Origin of the sequence: Paenibacillus provencensis (genome assembly GCF_042678545.1) — a bacterium.
In the GTDB taxonomy this organism is placed as follows: Bacteria; Bacillota; Bacilli; order Paenibacillales; family Paenibacillaceae; genus Paenibacillus; species Paenibacillus provencensis.
Genome location: NZ_JBHTKX010000001.1, coordinates 2,212,525 through 2,230,459, shown reverse-complemented (window position 1 = coordinate 2,230,459; position 17,935 = coordinate 2,212,525). Strand labels below are relative to the sequence as shown.

Annotated in this window: 18 protein-coding genes; 13 read left to right on the top strand and 5 right to left on the bottom strand. The window is 47.6% G+C overall.

What is annotated here, in order from left to right; translation table 11 throughout:
* Positions 1-54 precede the first annotated feature (54 nt).
* The 7 genes from fabD (at position 55) to ftsY (ending at position 9,320) form a co-directional block, all read left to right on the top strand.
* Positions 55-993: an ACP S-malonyltransferase gene (fabD, locus tag ACFQ3J_RS10685; protein ID WP_091155013.1), complete on the top strand. Its 939-nt coding sequence runs from the start codon at positions 55-57 to the stop codon at positions 991-993.
* Positions 994-1,042: 49 nt separating this feature from the next.
* Complete coding sequence (gene fabG, locus ACFQ3J_RS10680; protein WP_091155015.1) at positions 1,043-1,792, top strand: 3-oxoacyl-[acyl-carrier-protein] reductase; 750 nt, start codon at positions 1,043-1,045, stop codon at positions 1,790-1,792.
* A 119-nt stretch (positions 1,793-1,911) separates the two neighbouring features.
* Positions 1,912-2,145, top strand: a complete 234-nt coding sequence (acpP, locus tag ACFQ3J_RS10675) for an acyl carrier protein (RefSeq protein ID WP_025334828.1) — start codon at positions 1,912-1,914, stop codon at positions 2,143-2,145.
* A gap of 206 nt (positions 2,146-2,351) precedes the next feature.
* Positions 2,352-3,590, top strand: a complete 1,239-nt coding sequence (fabF, locus tag ACFQ3J_RS10670) for a beta-ketoacyl-ACP synthase II (RefSeq protein WP_091159057.1) — start codon at positions 2,352-2,354, stop codon at positions 3,588-3,590.
* A 14-nt stretch (positions 3,591-3,604) separates the two neighbouring features.
* Complete coding sequence (gene rnc, locus ACFQ3J_RS10665) at positions 3,605-4,297, top strand: ribonuclease III (protein WP_091155017.1); 693 nt, start codon at positions 3,605-3,607, stop codon at positions 4,295-4,297.
* 361 nt (positions 4,298-4,658) lie between these two features.
* Positions 4,659-8,228 carry a chromosome segregation protein SMC gene (gene smc, locus ACFQ3J_RS10660; RefSeq protein ID WP_251584447.1) on the top strand — a complete coding sequence of 1,190 codons (3,570 nt, stop codon included), beginning with the start codon at positions 4,659-4,661 and terminating at the stop codon, positions 8,226-8,228.
* Positions 8,229-8,312: 84 nt separating this feature from the next.
* Positions 8,313-9,320, top strand: a complete 1,008-nt coding sequence (ftsY, locus tag ACFQ3J_RS10655; protein ID WP_251584449.1) for a signal recognition particle-docking protein FtsY — start codon at positions 8,313-8,315, stop codon at positions 9,318-9,320.
* A 116-nt stretch (positions 9,321-9,436) separates the two neighbouring features.
* On the opposite strand, the gene ACFQ3J_RS10650 is transcribed toward ftsY, so the two are convergent.
* From ACFQ3J_RS10650 to ACFQ3J_RS10630, 5 genes are read right to left on the bottom strand one after another with little or no spacing between them, the layout of a single operon-like run.
* A complete protein-coding gene (locus ACFQ3J_RS10650; RefSeq protein WP_091155024.1) occupies positions 9,437-9,640 on the bottom strand; it encodes a hypothetical protein in 204 nt (67 codons plus the stop codon).
* A 58-nt stretch (positions 9,641-9,698) separates the two neighbouring features.
* Positions 9,699-10,016, bottom strand: coding sequence for a mechanosensitive ion channel domain-containing protein (locus tag ACFQ3J_RS10645; RefSeq protein ID WP_251584451.1), 318 nt, complete (start codon positions 10,014-10,016; stop codon positions 9,699-9,701).
* Between the two features lie 25 nt (positions 10,017-10,041).
* Entirely contained in the window at positions 10,042-11,046 is a 1,005-nt protein-coding gene (locus ACFQ3J_RS10640) for a polysaccharide pyruvyl transferase family protein (RefSeq protein ID WP_251584453.1), read from the bottom strand.
* Between the two features lies 1 nt (position 11,047).
* Positions 11,048-12,328, bottom strand: a complete 1,281-nt coding sequence (locus tag ACFQ3J_RS10635) for a glycosyltransferase family 2 protein (protein ID WP_251584455.1) — start codon at positions 12,326-12,328, stop codon at positions 11,048-11,050.
* Positions 12,282-13,307 carry a glycosyltransferase gene (locus tag ACFQ3J_RS10630; protein WP_091155033.1) on the bottom strand — a complete coding sequence of 342 codons (1,026 nt, stop codon included), beginning with the start codon at positions 13,305-13,307 and terminating at the stop codon, positions 12,282-12,284. Before ACFQ3J_RS10630 ends, ACFQ3J_RS10635 begins: the two co-directional genes overlap by 47 nt.
* Before the next feature lie 203 nt (positions 13,308-13,510).
* Between ACFQ3J_RS10630 and wecB the strand changes: the two genes are divergently transcribed.
* The 6 genes from wecB (at position 13,511) to ACFQ3J_RS10600 (ending at position 17,876) form a co-directional block, all read left to right on the top strand.
* Complete coding sequence (gene wecB / locus ACFQ3J_RS10625) at positions 13,511-14,626, top strand: non-hydrolyzing UDP-N-acetylglucosamine 2-epimerase (protein WP_091155035.1); 1,116 nt, start codon at positions 13,511-13,513, stop codon at positions 14,624-14,626.
* 97 nt (positions 14,627-14,723) lie between these two features.
* Complete coding sequence (gene trhA / locus ACFQ3J_RS10620) at positions 14,724-15,374, top strand: PAQR family membrane homeostasis protein TrhA (RefSeq protein WP_091155037.1); 651 nt, start codon at positions 14,724-14,726, stop codon at positions 15,372-15,374.
* 157 nt (positions 15,375-15,531) lie between these two features.
* On the top strand, positions 15,532-15,888 hold the full coding sequence (locus ACFQ3J_RS10615) for a putative DNA-binding protein (protein ID WP_091155039.1): 357 nt from the start codon (positions 15,532-15,534) through the stop codon (positions 15,886-15,888).
* 39 nt (positions 15,889-15,927) lie between these two features.
* Positions 15,928-17,301 carry a signal recognition particle protein gene (ffh, locus tag ACFQ3J_RS10610; protein WP_091155041.1) on the top strand — a complete coding sequence of 458 codons (1,374 nt, stop codon included), beginning with the start codon at positions 15,928-15,930 and terminating at the stop codon, positions 17,299-17,301.
* Positions 17,302-17,346: 45 nt separating this feature from the next.
* Entirely contained in the window at positions 17,347-17,619 is a 273-nt protein-coding gene (gene rpsP / locus ACFQ3J_RS10605; RefSeq protein WP_047909749.1) for a 30S ribosomal protein S16, read from the top strand.
* A gap of 26 nt (positions 17,620-17,645) precedes the next feature.
* Positions 17,646-17,876, top strand: a complete 231-nt coding sequence (locus tag ACFQ3J_RS10600) for a KH domain-containing protein (protein ID WP_091155044.1) — start codon at positions 17,646-17,648, stop codon at positions 17,874-17,876.
* Positions 17,877-17,935 lie beyond the last annotated feature (59 nt).

The following is a 17,935-nucleotide window of genomic DNA, read 5'->3' as shown; positions in this document are numbered from 1 at the left end:
TGGTGCCTCACTGCAAGCTTTTCACTTTAGATCGTAAAAAGGAGCAATGAATAGATGGGGAAAATCGCTTTTGTATTTCCGGGTCAAGGCTCACAGACCGTTGGGATGGCGAAAGACGTATATGAGAATGTAACGTCCTCCCGCAATGTCTTTGAGACTGCGGACAAGAAGCTTGGTTTTTCGCTGAGCTCGCTGATCTTTGAAGGTCCGGATACCGAACTCAAGCAAACGAAGAACACACAGCCAGCGCTCTTGACAGCGAGTATTGCTTTATATGAGGCACTTCGTGAGAAAGGAATTACCGCTGATTACACAGCAGGCCACAGCTTGGGTGAATACAGTGCGCTGGTCGCAGCTGGTGTAATGTCCTTTGAGGATGCGGTTGCTGTTGTTAGGGCGAGAGGGACCTACATGGAAGAAGCCGTTCCGGGCGGACGTGGAGCTATGGCTGCCGTGCTCGGGGCCGATCGTGATCAGCTAGCTCTGCTATGCGAGAAAATTTCGGCTCAAGGGAAGGACTATCTCGTTGAGTTGGCGAACCTTAATTCACCGGGACAGATTGTGGTATCCGGTCTTAAGGACGGAGTGGCACAGCTGATAGATCGTGTCAAGGAAGCCGGAGCTAAACGGGCAATTCCTCTTGAAGTCAGCGGCCCTTTTCATACTTCACTGATGAAAGAGGCATCTGCTAGGCTTGCTGACCAGCTCTCCTCTGTTGAGCTTCGTAATGCAAGCATACCTGTGGTGGCGAATGTGAACGCTGAGCCCGTAACTGAGGGTGAAGTTATCCGTGATCTTTTGGCGCAGCAGGTATATTCTTCGGTCAAATGGGAAGATACCGTGATATGGCTGATGGATCAGGGGGTAGACACTTTTGTGGAGATCGGCCCTGGCAGCGTACTCAGTGGACTCATCAAGAAGGTAAGCAGAACGGTTAAAGTATACAACGTAAACAGCTTGGATAGCTTGAATGCTCTTGCTGCTGAGCTGTAGAGATTGAATCATTTCCACAGGTATATTTGGGGAAAGGAGGAACAACAAGATGACCACAACACTTAAAGGCCAGGTTGCTCTTGTAACAGGTGCATCACGCGGAATCGGTCGCAGTATCGCATTGGCTCTAGCCGATGCAGGCGCTGATGTTGCTGTGAACTATGCGGGCAACGAAGCAGCTGCGGCCGAAGTTGTACAGCTCATTGAAGCCAAAGGAGCCAGAGCCATCGCGATCAAAGCCAATGTAGGCGTTACAGCTGAAGCGGACCAATTGGTGAAAGAAACGGTGGACCAGCTGGGCAGAATTGATATTCTGGTGAATAATGCAGGTATTACTAGAGATAATTTAATCATGCGTATGAAGGAAGAGGAATTCGATCAAGTAATCGAAACCAATTTGAAAGGCGTCTTTAATTGCCTCAAAGCGGTGACTCGACCGATGATGAAACAACGCTATGGACGAATTATCAATATTTCATCTGTAGTCGGTGTGCTGGGTAATCCAGGTCAAGCCAACTATGTAGCTGCTAAAGCAGGAGTCATTGGTCTTACTAAATCCTCAAGCCGGGAGCTTGCATCCCGCGGAATTACGGTGAACTGCATCGCTCCTGGATTTATTGAAACCGAAATGACACAGGGCTTGTCATCCGAACTCGTAGAAGGTATGTTGTCTGGGATACCGCTCTCAAGGCTTGGACGTCCGGAAGAAGTGGCAGGGGTTGCTCTATTCCTTGCTTCCGAGTCTGCATCCTACATGACAGGTCAAACGCTGCATGTGGATGGCGGCATGTACATGTAATTTTACCCGTAATGGATGACCAGCCGGAGTACTTGTTCGCCCCTTGATATGAAGGTGATGTAGGTTCTATGGCATTTTACGATTGATTCTCGTATAATACGGAAAGGGAGGTGAACCGGATGTCCGACGTATTGGAACGCGTAAAACGTATCGTTGTAGATCGTTTAGGCGCTGACGAAGCTGAAGTAACATTGGAAGCATCATTCAAAGATGATTTGGGTGCTGACTCTCTAGATGTTGTTGAATTGGTAATGGAACTCGAAGACGAGTTTGATATGGAGATCTCTGATGAAGATGCAGAGAAAATCACGACCGTAGGTGAAGTTGTAAACTACATACAATCTCATACCTAAGTCATATGAGGAAGCTCCGTGAGTTAAGCAGGTCTTATCTCATACGGAGCTTCCCCTCCAATTTTGCAAGCTAAAGGCATAGAGCCCTTATGAAGGCCCATTTTATAGGTGTTTGTTATCATAACGACATGTATAGAATGGGTTTCATTACATTAAAATCTGTTAATTGCATAGAAATATGCAGTCAATATAGAGGTGAAATGGATTTGAAACGAAGAGTTGTTATTACAGGCATGGGTGTCATGACCCCGATTGGTAAAGACCTGGATACGCTATGGAACAGTCTGATGGAAGGTAAATCTGGAGTATCGCTTGTCGAAGCCTTTGATGTGAGCGACTACAACTCCAAGATTGCAGCGTCGATTAAGGATTTCAATCCTGAAGATTATATGGACCGCAAGGATGCACGCAAGATGGACCGCTTTGTTCAATTTGCCGTTGCCGCTGGAGGCCAGGCGATCAATGACAGTGGGCTGCAAATTGGTGAGAATATCGAAGCCGAGCGCATCGGTGTATCCGTAGGTTCTGGTATCGGGGGTCTCGGTACTTGGGAAGACCAGCACAATATTCTTTTGGAAAAAGGTCCGAAGCGGGTAAGCCCGTTCTTTATTCCGATGATGATCGCGAATATGGCATCAGGCCAGCTGTCTATTAGCTTTGGTGCGAAGGGTCCAAATACGACCCAGGTAACGGCATGTGCTACAGGCAGTCATTCCATTGGGGACTCCATGCGAATGATTCAGCGCGGAGATGCGGATGCCATGATCTGCGGCGGAGCAGAAGCTACGATTCGTCCAACAGGCATGGCAGGATTTAATTCCATGCGTGCGATGTCTACCCGCAATGATGAGCCGGAAAAAGCAAGCCGCCCATTTGATTCAGGCCGTGATGGCTTCGTAATGGGGGAAGGGGCTGGAATTCTTATCCTCGAATCACTAGAGCATGCGCTTGCTCGTGGTGCCCGTATATATGGTGAGGTTGTCGGTTACGGACTATCTGCGGATGCGAAGCATATGACTGATCCGGATCCGGAAGGCGGCGCACGCAGCATGAAGATGGCGATAAAAGACGCTGGCATTAATCCTGAGGATATTGATTATATCAACGCTCATGGAACATCAACTCCGGTTGGTGACAAATCCGAAACGGAAGGCATTAAGCTTGCACTCGGTGAACACGCCTATAAAGTGGCAGTAAGCTCTACCAAATCGATGACAGGTCATATGCTCGGAGCAGCTGGTGGTGTAGAAGCAATCATTTGTGCGCTGGCACTTAAGAATCAGAAGATTCCGCCAACGATTAATTTGGAGAATCCTGATCCGGCTTGTGATCTGGATTACGTACCGAATGTTCCGCGTGAAGCTGAACTGGAATACACGCTATCAAATTCCTTCGGATTCGGCGGACACAATGCAACTGTAATTCTCAAAAAATATGAATCATAAGGGGTCCGATTCGATTGAATGCAGATCTGAAACAATTAGAGCGCAAACTTCAAATCGAGTTTAACAATCGCAAATTGTTAAAGCAGGCCTTTACTCATGCTTCATATGTGAATGAGCACAGATTCAGTCAAAGCCAGGATAACGAACGACTCGAGTTTCTCGGGGACGCTGTACTTGAGCTGACGGTATCGGAGTATCTATACAATGAACATCCGAATCGTCCGGAAGGAGAACTCACCAAGATGAGGGCAGCACTTGTACGCGAGCCCTCACTCGTGAAATTTGCTGAGGCTCTGGAATTCGGCAAATTTGTACTTCTGGGCAAAGGGGAAGAACTGACAGGGGGCAGAAATCGTCCCGCTCTCCTGGCAGATGTCTTCGAATCATTTATCGGTGCTCTTTATTTGGATCAAGGCCTTGTTGCAGTGAAGAAATTTTTGGATAAGCACATCTTTGCCGGCCTTATTGTGGAAGGTGAACTCGTGCTTACCGATTTCAAGACTGAATTGCAGGAATTGACCCAGCATCATAATATGGGTGTGCTCGAATATCGAATCGTTGAGGAAAAAGGTCCCGCTCACGAGAGGGAGTTTGTCTCCGAAGTTTATATGGGCAGTCAGAGATTAGGCCGTGGTAACGGCCGCTCGAAAAAGGAAGCAGAACAGAAGGCGGCACAAATCGCGTTAAGTACGCTGAAGCTTCCTTAGGAATGGATCGGCAGACCGCTTTTGCGGATTCTTAATTCATAAGAAAATCTAACGGAGTAGTGAGATCTTCTTATATCTCAAGAACAAGAAACCAGCCGTTGTATTGGCGGCCTGTCTTTTCTTACAAACGAAGAGCAAAGAGCAGCCCGCTTTAGTTATCAGGCTAATGATGGAATGGGAAGGACTGCTTTTTGCTCTTCTTTTTGTTGCTTAGGGATTTTGTATAAATCCCAAATGAAGTTATGGTATGCTCTTAGGATGTAGAAGAAATGGACTTCAAGAGACGTTTCCCCTACAATAATAACGGATGTACATACCCGTGTAGGACCGTGGCAAGAAGCTTGGAGGTGTCAAGAACAAGATGTATTTAAAACGTATTGAGCTGTCGGGCTTTAAATCGTTTGCCGATCGAACAGAGATGGAGTTTGTTCGCGGTATAACCTCTGTTGTAGGCCCCAACGGGAGTGGGAAGAGCAACATTTCCGACGGCATCCGTTGGGTTCTAGGAGAACAGAGTGCGAAATCACTCCGCGGCGGCAAGATGGAAGACATTATATTTGCCGGCAGTGATACTCGCAAGCCTGTGAATTTTGCCGAGGTGTCACTGACCTTGGATAATGAAGATCATGTCTTATCACTCGATTTTGGTGAAGTCACGGTAACACGCCGTGTTCATCGCAGCGGTGATAGTGAATATTTTATTAACAAACAGTCCTGCAGACTAAAGGATATTACGGAGCTGTTTATGGATACCGGTATCGGTAAAGAAGCTTATTCGATTATCGGACAAGGGCGGATTGAGGAAATTCTAAGTACGCGTTCCGAGGATCGCAGAGGGATCTTTGAAGAGGCATCCGGTATTGTTAAATATAAATCACGCAAGAAAGATGCTGTGCGGAAGCTGGACGATACCGAGCAAAATTTGCTGCGGATACATGATCTGGTTACGGAACTAGAGGATCAGATCGGACCGCTTAAGGAGCAGTCTGAGAAGGCGAAGCACTATAAAGAGCTTAGAGCTGAACTGAAGCAGAAGGAGCTGTCTCTATACGTATACCAGATCGAGCAGATTCATACGGCCTGGAGTGAAGCGAATGAGAAGCTGCACGAGCTTAAGGAACAGCAGCTGGAATTATCTACGATTGTATCAAGACATGATGCTATTCTGGAACAGGATCGGACAGAGCTTCGCCAGGTAGAAGAGGACGTGGAGCGTCTTCAGGGCGAGCTGCTGCACTACAGTGAAGCTACCGAGAAGAGTGAAGGATATCGTGAACTGCTCAAGGAACGGCTCAAGAATCTCGAAGCAAACCGGGAGCAGCTGCTTAATTCCTTAACCGGCAGTGAGGAGCGGTATGCGGAGCGTGAGGCTGAACTGGACGGTCTTAAGAGCAAGCTGGCTGGAATACAGCAGGAGCTTGATGAGCTGCGTGAACAGCTGTCTGCCGAGGAAGCGAAGCTGGTAGGTGTAACCGGAGGGATCAGTCAGGAGCAGGAGGAGAGCCTGAAGGGGAACCTCTTGGAGCTGATGAACCAAATGGCGCAGGCACGTAATGAGATTCGCTATGCTGATCAGCAGAAGGAAGCTATCGAACGGAGACTGAACCGTGCCGGTGAAGAGTCGGACAAGTGGGAGCTCCAGAAGACAGATATTCTTAAACGCAAAGGAGAGCTGACCCAGCAGATTCAGAAGATTGGTACGGAGATCAGCTCATTGCGAAATGGATATATAACAGAAAGTGAGCGGCTTCAATCACTGCAGAAGCTGTTGTCTGAGAGTCAGAGCACTGTACGGAAATGGGAGCAGAAGCGGGAAGCTCAAGTTTCAAGACGTGACACGATGAAGGAAATGCAGGATGACTTCGATGGGTTTAACACCGGTGTCAAAGAGGTACTTAAGGCATCGCGGAAGAATGTGCTGCATGGCGTACATGGTGCGGTTGCAGAACTGATCAAAGTGCCGGAGCGAGTAGAGATGGCCGTTGAAACTGCACTTGGAGCATCGCTCCAGCATGTGGTGATGGAGAATGAGTCCGTCTCCCGCCAGGCGATCTCCTTCCTGAAGCAGCGTCAGCTCGGAAGAGCTACCTTCCTGCCGCTGGACGTTATCAGGCCACGTGCGATCGGCGCCTCTGATCGGAGTATGATCTCTGAATTGCAGGGGTTTGTTGGTATCGGGACCGAGCTGGTGCAGTTTGATTCTAAATATGAAGCCATTGTAGGAAGCTTGCTCGGCAATGTAATTATTTCAGAGAATCTGGAAGATGCGAACCGAATCGCAGCCCGCTGTCAATATCGTTACCGTGTCGTTACGCTTGAAGGTGATGTGGTGAATGCAGGCGGCTCGATGACCGGGGGAAGTCAGTACCGCAAGAATACAAGTCTCTTGTCCCGTAAGCGTCAGCTGGATCAGCTGGATCATGACATTATGGAGACGGAGAATCAGATTATTAAGCTGCATCGAAGCCTGGAAGAAGTGAAGGCTCAAATGGAGCAGTGTCAGACCAGTCTCGACACGCTTCGTCATGATGGCGATGAGAAACGGACAGAAGAGCAGCAAGCCTCGCTGTCGCTCAAACAGCTTGAGCATGAGCTGGCACATGTGCTTACTCAGGTTGAGGCTGCCGGTGCGGAGAAATCGGGCTTCAAGGATGAAATTAAAGCGCTTGAAGATACCCGTGCAGCTGCTGAACAGTCGCTGATGAAGCTGGAAGAAGAGGAAAAGGCGACACATCAAGCCATTCATGCTGCAGAGTTTGCCCGCAAAGCGAATGAATCTGCCAAGGAGGAGCTCCAGAACTCGCTGACGATATTGAAGGTTCGTGAGGGCAAGCTGGATCAGGAGCGCTTCTCCGTAGAAGAGCAGGTTCGCAGAATGGAGCGGGAATACGAGAATTCGGACAAAGAAAGATACCGGAATCGTACGATGCTGGCCTCTGTAGAAGCGGACCTCAAAACCAATGCAGAAGAGAGCGTTAAGCAGACGGAGGACCTGAACCGCTACCGTCTCAAGAAGGAGGAAGCCGGAAGGGAGCTTGATTTCAAACGTGCAGCTAGAGCCCAGCTTACGAAGAAGCTTGAGCTTGAAGAGAATGAGACCAAAGAGCAGCGTATCAGTCTGAAAGCATGTGAAGACGAGCTTCGTCAGACGGAGATCAGTGTGAATCGTCTGGACGTGGAGCTTGAAAATATTTTGAAAAAGCTGAATGACGAGTACGAGCTGTCTTATGAGCTTGCGAAGCAGCACTACTCCATTCCTGAGGATATTGAAGGCAGTAAGGCAGAAGTGCAGAGGCTTAAACGAAGCATCTCCGCGCTGGGAGAAGTGAATCTTGGTGCGATTGAGGAATATGAACGCGTTAATGAGCGTTATCTCTTCCTCAGTGAGCAAAAGGACGATTTGATTGAAGCCAAGACGACACTCTATCAAGTCATCAAGGAAATGGAAGATGAAATGTCCAAACGATTCAAGACGACATTTGATGCCATTAAGCGTGAATTTGGCACCGTGTTCTCGAAGCTGTTTGGCGGAGGTAGAGCAGATCTAATTCTGAATGAACCGGACAAGCTGCTTACGACAGGGATTGAAATTGTCGCACAGCCGCCGGGCAAGAAGCTCCAGAACCTGCAGCTCCTCTCTGGTGGCGAACGAGCCTTGACCGCCATGGCACTGCTCTTTGCTATTCTACATGTTCGTCCTGTGCCGTTCTGCGTATTGGATGAAGTCGAGGCAGCACTGGATGAAGCTAACGTCGTTCGTTTCGCACAGTATTTGCGCGAATTCTCAGAGCAAACCCAATTTATCGTTGTAACGCACCGCAAGGGAACGATGGAGGAAGCAGATGTGCTGTATGGTGTTACAATGGAAGAGGGCGGCGTATCGAAGCTTGTCTCGGTGAAGCTGGAGAATGAGGAAGCGGAAATCGCTTAAGTACGAATCAAATTCATAATACCTTCTCGTTAATAAGTTATGAATCTGATCCAATGTATTGTAATTTTGAGTTGGAGGGAACCTATGAGTTTCTTTAAAAAGCTAAAAGAAAGCATATCAACAAAAACAGAATCGGTAACCAATATCTTTAAAGATGGTCTTGAGAAAACGCGCAAAGGCTTCGTTGAGAAGGTGTCCGATCTCGTCATTCGCCGTAAGAAAATTGATGAGGAATTTTACGAGGAGCTTGAGGAGATCCTGATCGGTGCTGACGTAGGTGTCAACACGGTTATGGACCTGATTGATGATCTGCGTGTCGAAGTGAAGAAACGGAAGATCCAGGATGCGGCTGAGCTGCAGCCGGTGTTGTCGGAGAAATTAACAGCGCTTCTCCGTTCAGAGCAAAATAATAGTCTTAACATGAATAAGGATGGCATCACAGTAATTCTTTTTGTTGGTGTTAACGGAGTCGGCAAAACAACAACAATTGGCAAGCTGGCCCATCGCTTTAAGAATGAAGGCAAGAAGGTTCTTCTCGCGGCAGGAGATACATTTAGAGCGGGTGCCATCGAGCAGCTGGAAGTATGGGGACAGCGCGCAGGGGTAGACGTGATCAAGCAGCAAGCCGGTTCTGATCCAGCGGCAGTCATGTTTGATGCGGTTCAGGCCGCGAAGCAGCGCGGCGCTGACGTTCTGCTGTGCGATACGGCAGGAAGACTCCAGAACAAAACAAATCTCATGGAAGAGCTGAACAAAATCTTCCGTGTAATTCAGCGTGAAATTCCAGGTGCGCCGCATGAAGTACTCATGGTGCTTGATGCAACCACAGGACAGAATGCGCTCAGTCAGGCCAAGCTATTTGGAGAGAAGAGCGGAGTTACAGGTCTCGTGCTCACGAAGCTGGACGGCACTGCCAAGGGTGGTATCGTTATCGCAATTCGCCAAGAGATGGATATTCCAGTCAAGCTCGTTGGACTCGGAGAGAAGGCAGACGATCTGCAGCCGTTTGATTCGGAGCAGTTTGTACACGCCTTGTTTGCAGGATTGATTCAGGAAACCGAGACTGAAGATGCAGACAGTGAAGTAAAATGATATAGCGTTAACTGAGATAACAAGAAGAAGACCGATCCATTAAAGGATGCGGTCTTCTTTTTCCTTTATTAAAGTGCTATGTGCTATCGAATGCTGCAGCGATCTTAACCCCGATCCTATGCAGCCAGAACGCGCACAAGCTCAACGGAAGACAATGGAATGACAGCCACATCTCCAGGCGGCCCGTAGATAATGGGTGGAATTTGCAGGACAAGCGTAGTTTCATCAATGGAGATGAGTGTTCCGTCCAAATAATCGTTACCCGTCAGTACCTCTACCTCGCTTCCCAAGAAGCCGCGAATCATATCTCTGAAATTCATATCAAGTACCTCCTTAGACTTATTGGCATGTTTCCGAAGCATTAATATAGTCATTACATTATTGAACGACCGATATTTGTGAAAAAGGAATGATGACGATATCACCGCTCGTTTCGCGGATTTCAACAGCATCCGTACCTACAGCGAGCACCGTGCCAAGAACAGTAACGCTGCTGGTGCTGATGCTGATGTATTGTCCGATTTTGCTCTCCAGAAATTGCTGCAGCTGTGGATTAACAACGATTCCAGAGCGGACTTCGGCTTCCAATTTTTCAATGCGGGCATTTAACATATCCACTCTTTCAGTCAATAATGCCTGCTGGACCTCCAGCTGCTTGATTCTTGCCCATAGACGGGAGTGAAAAAAGAAACACATCGTTACATGACCTCCTTGATGTTATCTACTTTAGAGACTCTATTTCTGACACGAGCTGGGTCAGCTCGCAATAGCTTTCATGCTCAGCCTGACGAATGAGTGGCAATGCCGCCCTAACTTCATCAGGACCGCTCTTAATGAATTGTTTGATGATGTCTTCATATGCTTCAAAAGGTTGTGCGTAATCGCAATAGTAATGGTTAAGATGGAAGCGCGACAGCAGATGCTTCACCTTTCCCATCTTACTGAAGGCAAGCACAGGTACACCTGCCCGAAGCGCCACAAGTGTGGGATGCAGCTTGTAGCTGATCAGATAATCCATGGATTGAATCACGTTATAAGTGATATCTGTTTCGAGCAAGAGTGACAGAGTCTGAACCGACGCGGCACTGTCTATTTCCTTCATCTTCTGCTCAAGCAGTTTACAAGTACTGTAATCCGAGAAGCGGTTCGAAGGATGGTTAATGACAGGGATGAGCACGATATGGAAGCCCTCTGTACTTAGCCTAAGCAGCAATTGAACCATAGCTTCCATTGGGAATGAAGGATACGAGAACAGACATACACCGATCGTTTTGCGAAGAGAGAATCGATTCATGGGGAACGGATGCTCCTGGTAAGCGAAGACCATATCCTGTGCCGTTTCAGGCTTCGTATGAAGCTTGGCGATCGTGGCAAGCTCTTGTGACTTCTGGTCTCTAAAAATGGCACGTCTCGCCTTCTCGATATACTGCTTGTGAAGCTCGACTTGATCCGCCGGCCACGTTTCAGGAGGATACGTATCCACGATCCCGACCCCATACAGCCACATGGGATGCTCGGCAAGTGCAGCTGGAAAATAGTAGCTGCTGAACTTGTAGGGAGTAATCAGATCTCCGCCGCCTATGATAACCGCATCCACTTTTGCCGGATCCATGTAACCATTCCAAGGAAATAAGGTGTGCTTGCAAAAAGCCTGCTGCAACGTTTTGAGAAACAAATCGTCTCCGAAGTTGCCCATGCCGTAATATCCGCTAGCTGCAATTTTCATATCATTTCACCTCCTTCTCCAAACGTTCCTTCCACTGTGGATATAGCGGCAAATACTGCTGGCTGATGCTTCTTGGATGGATGACCCGGTGATATACCGTTTCGTCTGTCTGTACATAGGAATAATGCTTGAGTAATTTCTTGCAGACCGCGATATCCTCGAATATTCTTCCATAAAGGCCAGGCAGCACGGGCCATCCGCCGATAAACTGAAGTGCCGTTATGTCATACATGCGGGGAACAGGAGGGTGAGCATGGTCGGCAGATTCCAGATTTCCGTCAAAACAGTCCGTACTTCGGTAATACAAATCACCATTGTTACTGCGGCGCCATATTCCGCATGCACCTGTAGCAAGTCCTGAATCTGGATTCAGTGTCATGACTTTGCCCAGTGCGTCAAGGGCGAATGTCGGCAGCCAGTCGTCACCGTCCAGCTCCAGCACATACTTCCCGTTCGCATGTTCAAGCAGATGATTCATCATTACTGCCTTGCCTTTGTTCGTATTGGAGTGAAAGATTCGAACGCGTGAATCCATAGCGTATTCGTTAATAAGCTCAGCGGTATTGTCCGTTGACGCGTCGTTGCCGATGAGGAGCTCCCAGTTCAGATAGGTCTGTGCAAGCACAGAGCGAATCGCCCACTCTACGGTTCTCCCCATGTTGAATACACTGAGCATGATTGTTATGAGTGGTGTTTCTCCAAGCGAGTTCATTGAATGGGAAGTTAGAGAGAGAGCTGTGGAACGTCTTAGTATCGAAAGAATGGGATGACGGGAACTTTCATAGTTGCTATCGATAAGAGTAGGCGGGAAGACGGGATCCAGATATCTTTGCTGCTGTATTGCGGACAGGAACATAGGCTGAAGTGCTTCAGATAGGCAGGCTGCATGTTCCGAGGCTGAGCACTGGGCGTACAGTTCCCAGCTTAGCCAGAAGGCGGAGGGTAAAGAACGTACGAGACTTGTATCTGAATGAACGAAGCATTCCATTCGAAAAATAAAGCTGTTGCCCGGACAAACTACACAATGGGTATCGGGAGATAGAGTATTCAGTTCGGCTTCAAGCAGCTGCTTGTTATGATTGGATAAATGAAGAGCATTGGGAGACCATACGAGCCAGTGTGCAGAGGATTGTAATAATTGGTCACGAATCGATTGATATAAATGGAGAGCGTTGTTGGCATGCGCGGCGGCTTGTTTCCTGTAGACAGCTCCCGTAAGGTAGACGGTATATTTATTATTCATGAAATCCTTTGAGCTGAAGCGTCTTTCGGATAACCTCATCTGCTGCTTCTCCGCGCTGAACCCACGTATTTAGTCTTGCGTATGCTATTCGTGCCAATCTTGCCGCAGGATCTTCCTGTTCATTAAGCATCTGTCCCAGCTTACCAATAAAATCCTCATGAGTCGTTGCCGTAGTAATGTACGGCTCCATCCGAATACATTCCGGCAGTGCGGTAGAGAGGACCTTGACTCCAGTAGCCATGTATTCATAAGCCTTCACTGGATTGGTGGCAAGGGTAATCGGATGATAAAGGAACGGAATGACCGCAACATCAATATGCTGCAAGTACTTTTTTAGTTCACTGTGCGGCTTCTCTCCAAGAATATGGACGTTCGGCAGAGTACCGTAACCTGGGATGTCTCCGTATGGTGCACCAATTGAGACAAACTGCACATTCGGATATTGCTCAGCTGTCTTTGCAAACAATGCATGATCCACCCAATAAGCCCAAGCGCCAATATAAGCCACCGTTGGACCTGCAGGCAGATCATGGGGTCTTGGGACAACAGGCGCATCAAACATGCTGACATCAGCGGCATTGGGGATAAGGGTAAGGGGTTTGTCCGGATAGGCCAGAGAAAGACGTGTACGGATCGTTTCGGCAGTGGCGACCAGATGATCGGCAGATTCAACCATCCGATGCTCATACTTTGCCCAATGCGGAAACTCATCACAGCAATCGTAGATAACGGCATCAGGTTGATAGATTGCAGAAAGTCTTGTTCTCTGCTTAGCCCAGGTCGTCCATACGACAACGGGATGCTCTTTTCTTAATTTGTCCAGATGTCTCTTCACAAATGAATGGTGATCTGTAAATAAATGTACACCAGGTTCTACTTCCTCCAGTTGACTGTTCATGGGTGCAAGATTCTCGAAGAACACATGGTGTCCTCTAGCTCCAAGCTCAGTCATCAGCTGCTGCGGACGCTGTCGCATAAACTTCCAGTTCATCGTCTTAGGATAGATGATAACTGCCATGTGATGGATAACCTCCTTTGCGTCACTCTAATTACAGGTTATGCATTGATAGATTAATAGAAACCGACAGTTGTCCTGTTCAGAAATAAATAGTTTAAGGTCCTTTTTCATAGAGTGCCGTTACGAGATGGAGAGACTCTATCATATATAGATAAGGGATTGAATCAATTTAACTTATCAAAAATGAAAGGGGGCCTGATCAAATGGAGGAACATCGAATCAGGGTGCTTGTTGTGTTCGGAACGAGACCTGAAGCTATCAAGATGGCGCCCCTAGTAAAAACACTAGAGGCGGCACCTGACATCGAACCCATTGTGTGTGTTACCGGACAGCATGAGGAGATGCTGGCTCAAGTATTGAAAGAATTTGATATCGTACCGCATATTGAATTAAAAGTGATGCGTGAGGCGCAGACGCTATACGCTTTGACCGCCCGTTTAATAGAATCGCTTGAGCCAGTAATGAAGGCCGAGAAATATGATCTTGTGCTCGTCCATGGAGATACGTCGACGGCTTTCTCGGCCGCACTCTGTGCATACTATGCTCAAATCCCGATCGGTCATGTCGAAGCCGGACTGCGAACTTATGACAAATATGCGCCCTTTCCGGAAGAGATGAACAGGGAATTCATTGGCCGGGTTGCGGATCTACATTTTGCACCAACCACGACGGCTGCGAAAAGGCTGGCAAACGAGCACCGGAAAGAGCATGTCTACGTGACAGGCAATACATCGATTGATGCCCTGCGCTGGACAATCAAGAAGGAATTCGACCATCCGCTACTATCGCGGCTTCATCCAGGGACAAGAAAGATATTTATGACCATGCACCGGAGAGAGAACTGGGGCAGCCCGATGAAACAGGTGTTTCAGGCTGTGAGAGAGATCATTGAACAGGATCGGACACTCGAATTAATCTATCCGGTCCACCCGAATCCGGCAGTAAAAGAGCTGGCGTTCGAAATGCTCGGCGGGACGGAACGGATATATTTGATTGAGCCGCTTGATATGAGCGATATGCATAATATGATGAATCATGCTTACGTTATTTTGACCGATTCGGGAGGTATTCAGGAGGAGGCGCCATCGCTCGGTAAGCCGGTACTCGTCCTTCGTGACAAAACGGAGCGGCCGGAAGGTGTCAAGGCAGGTACGCTTCGCTGTATAGGGACAGAGTATGACAAGGTTAAGAAGGAGATCAATCTGTTATTGTCAGGAGGAAAAAGGTATCGGAGAATGACAAGAGCTGCTAACCCTTACGGTGACGGCCATGCTTCAGATCGAATTGCATCTATTATATTGAAATATTTTGCACGTTGAATCCTAAAGATGAACATTAGCCGTGAACGTAGTATAATATGTAGAAAGATTTCGGTTCTGCTGAATAGCAGGCAGCGGATGTTGAAAGGATGATTCTATGGCTAACACCTATACCTATACTCGGAGAGAGGAAGTCGCGAATGCCATTACCCATGGCATTGGAGCTCTCCTCAGTGTTGCAGCGTTAGTAATGCTTATTGTTGCCGCAAGTATGAATGGAACAGCCTGGCATGTCGTCAGCTTTACGATTTATGGGGTGTCCATGCTGCTCCTCTATGTCAGCTCTACCTTCGTACATGCTCTGAAGGATGGCAAAGCGAAGGATCTATTTGAGATTTTTGATCATTCCTCCATTTATTTGTTCATAGCGGGAACGTATACTCCTTTCTTGCTGGTCGCGATTCGGGGAACACTCGGCTGGACGCTGTTTGGAGTCATATGGGGGATTGCTTTGTTTGGTGTGGCCTTCAAGGCTTTCTTCACCAAGCGGTTTCTGTTTATGTCTACCTTGTTTTACATTGCGATGGGCTGGTTGATCGTCATTGCATGGGCTCCATTAACCGCCGCAATCCCTTCAGGCGGAATTGAGCTGCTTGTTGCCGGAGGAATTTGTTATACCCTGGGTACAATTTTTTATGTATGGCGGGGATTTCCGTTCCATCATGCCATCTGGCATTTATTCGTTCTGGCAGGTAGTGTGCTGCATTTCTTTACCGTTATTATTTATCTGACGCCTATCAGACTATAGGTGCTCATAAGTCCAATTGGTGAGTGTAGGGATCAAAAATAAAATGAATGAGAAGATGACAAGGATTTATGCTTGACATCTTCTTTTGTTTTTTGTAAGATAGAGAACGTTAATGAGTGTAAAGTGTTTTTCCTTGACGAAGGGAGTGTCCCTCAAGATGAGTCAGGAGAATCGGCTTGAGAAGACGAATCGAATCAACCTACTGTTTGATTTTTATGAAAACCTGTTAACCGAGAAGCAGCAGACTTTTCTGAAGTATTATTTTCATGATGATTTTTCCTTGGGAGAGATTGCGTCAGAATTTGAGATTAGTCGGCAAGCGGTGTATGAGCACATTAAGCGTGCAGAGCAGGTACTTGAAATGTATGAGGACAAACTCGGCTTGCTTGAGAAGCATGAATGGCGGCTTACTGACCTAGAGAAGCTTAAGATTATGATTGAATCAAGCGGGATGACGAGTGAAGACAAACATAGAATGAATGAAATTGTGAACCACCTGGAGGTTCTGGAATAGGGATTACCCTTCGCAATATGGACTTTAGGAGGTGTGTTTATGCCATTTGAAGGATTAACAGCTAGACTTACGAATGTATTCAGCAAGCTTCGCGGCAAAGGGAAAGTAAGCGAGGAAGATGTCAACGAAGCGATGCGAGAGGTGCGTCTTGCCTTACTTGAAGCCGATGTTAACTTCAAGGTCGTCAAGCAGTTTATTTCGAAAGTCAAAGAGAAGGCCGTTGGTAAGGAAGTGATGGAGAGCTTCACTCCTGGCATGGTCATCATTGACATCGTAAATAAAGAGCTGACCGAGCTGATGGGCGGAAGCCAATCGAAGCTGGCCAAGGCAAACAAACCGCCGACAGTTATTATGATGATCGGTTTGCAGGGTGCCGGTAAGACGACAACCACAGGTAAGCTCGCGAAGCTCTTGCAGAAGCAAAATGCAAAGCCGCTGCTTGTGGCAGGCGATATTTATCGTCCGGCGGCGATCAAGCAGCTGCAGGTTCTTGGAGAGCAGCTCAAAGCACCGGTATTTACATTAGGTGACAAGACAAGCCCAGTAGAGATTGCGAAGCAAGGCTTGCAGCATGCCAAGGATAACGGCCATGACTATGTCATTATTGATACGGCCGGTCGTCTTCATGTAGATGAAGAGCTGATGGAAGAGCTTCGGCTGATCCACAGTAATGTAAATCCGGATGAAGTACTTCTCGTCGTGGATGCCATGACGGGTCAGGATGCAGTAAACGTAGCAGAGCATTTCAACTCACAGTTATCACTAACCGGCGTCGTGCTTACGAAGCTGGATGGAGATACTCGCGGTGGTGCTGCTCTCTCCGTTAAGGCTGTTACAGGTTGTCCGATTAAATTCATCACGCTCGGTGAGAAGCTGGATGCACTTGAGCCGTTCCATCCGGAACGCATGTCCTCCCGAATTTTGGGCATGGGCGATATGCTATCCTTGATCGAGAAGGCCCAGTCAAACATTGACACGGCTAAAGCGAAGGAAATGGAACAGAAGATGCGGACCGCATCGTTCACGTTCGAAGATTTCCTCGAGCAAATGGACCAGATCAAGAAGCTGGGACCACTTGATCAGCTCATGGACATGATTCCTGGGATGAGCAATATGAAGCAGACCAAGGATCTCAAGGTGGATGACAAGCAGATGAACCGGATTGAAGCCATCGTATTCTCCATGACAAGAGAAGAGAAGCAGAATCCAGAGATCATCAATCCATCCCGTCGCAAACGGATCGCAGCAGGCAGCGGTACTACCGTTGCGGAAGTCAATCGTCTGATTAAGCAGTTCGATGAGATGCGTAAAGTAATGAAGCAATTCAGTGGTATGATGGGGCCGAAGGGCAATAAGAAGGCAATGAAGCAGCTTAAAGGACTCAGTAAGGGAATGAAATTCCCTTTCCGTTAAGCCGAGCTTACAATATATTTATTTTATTGAAGGAGGTGAATTTTCGTGGCAGTTCGTATTCGTCTGAAACGTATGGGAGCTCATAAAGCGCCTTTCTATCGTGTGGTTGTATCGGATTCCCGTTCCCCGCGTGATGGCCGTTTTATCGAGGAAATCGGTTACTACAATCCGGTTGAACAACCAGCAGTGGTTAAGATCGATGAAGATAAAGCACTCAAATGGCTTCAAAATGGTGCGCAAGCATCTGATACAGTTCGCAACTTGCTTAGCAAAGCGGGTGTAATGAAGAAGTTCCATGAGCTTAAACAACAGAAATAATTAGGTGCTGAAAACGGAGGGTATCTATGGAACAATTAGTCGGCGTTATTGCGAAGGCTTTGGTAGATCATCCGGAAGATGTGTCGGTCCGGACACTGGAGAAGGATCGCCTTGTTGTCTATGAATTGACCGTGCATCCTGAGGATGTGGGGAAAGTGATCGGCAAGCAGGGGAAGATCGCGAAAGCACTCCGTACGGTCGTCACATCTGCAGCAGTTAAGATGGATAAACGGGTTACCGTCGATATCATATCTTAAAGATATACGAAAGGGGGTTAGGATGCATGTCCTAGCCCTTTTTCGTACATGCTTATATA

Coding starts and splice junctions, on each gene's coding strand:
- ACFQ3J_RS10645 (WP_251584451.1), bottom strand. CDS start 10,016: ATGTGTTTCTTTTTTCACTCCCGTCTATGGGCAAGAATCAAGCAGCTG.
- ftsY (WP_251584449.1), top strand. CDS start 8,313: ATGAGTTTCTTTAAAAAGCTAAAAGAAAGCATATCAACAAAAACAGAA.
- fabD (WP_091155013.1), top strand. CDS start 55: ATGGGGAAAATCGCTTTTGTATTTCCGGGTCAAGGCTCACAGACCGTT.
- trhA (WP_091155037.1), top strand. CDS start 14,724: ATGGCTAACACCTATACCTATACTCGGAGAGAGGAAGTCGCGAATGCC.
- ACFQ3J_RS10640 (WP_251584453.1), bottom strand. CDS start 11,046: ATGAAAATTGCAGCTAGCGGATATTACGGCATGGGCAACTTCGGAGAC.
- ffh (WP_091155041.1), top strand. CDS start 15,928: ATGCCATTTGAAGGATTAACAGCTAGACTTACGAATGTATTCAGCAAG.
- ACFQ3J_RS10650 (WP_091155024.1), bottom strand. CDS start 9,640: ATGAATTTCAGAGATATGATTCGCGGCTTCTTGGGAAGCGAGGTAGAG.
- ACFQ3J_RS10635 (WP_251584455.1), bottom strand. CDS start 12,328: ATGAGGTTATCCGAAAGACGCTTCAGCTCAAAGGATTTCATGAATAAT.
- acpP (WP_025334828.1), top strand. CDS start 1,912: ATGTCCGACGTATTGGAACGCGTAAAACGTATCGTTGTAGATCGTTTA.
- ACFQ3J_RS10630 (WP_091155033.1), bottom strand. CDS start 13,307: ATGGCAGTTATCATCTATCCTAAGACGATGAACTGGAAGTTTATGCGA.
- fabG (WP_091155015.1), top strand. CDS start 1,043: ATGACCACAACACTTAAAGGCCAGGTTGCTCTTGTAACAGGTGCATCA.
- ACFQ3J_RS10600 (WP_091155044.1), top strand. CDS start 17,646: ATGGAACAATTAGTCGGCGTTATTGCGAAGGCTTTGGTAGATCATCCG.
- wecB (WP_091155035.1), top strand. CDS start 13,511: ATGGAGGAACATCGAATCAGGGTGCTTGTTGTGTTCGGAACGAGACCT.
- smc (WP_251584447.1), top strand. CDS start 4,659: ATGTATTTAAAACGTATTGAGCTGTCGGGCTTTAAATCGTTTGCCGAT.
- ACFQ3J_RS10615 (WP_091155039.1), top strand. CDS start 15,532: ATGAGTCAGGAGAATCGGCTTGAGAAGACGAATCGAATCAACCTACTG.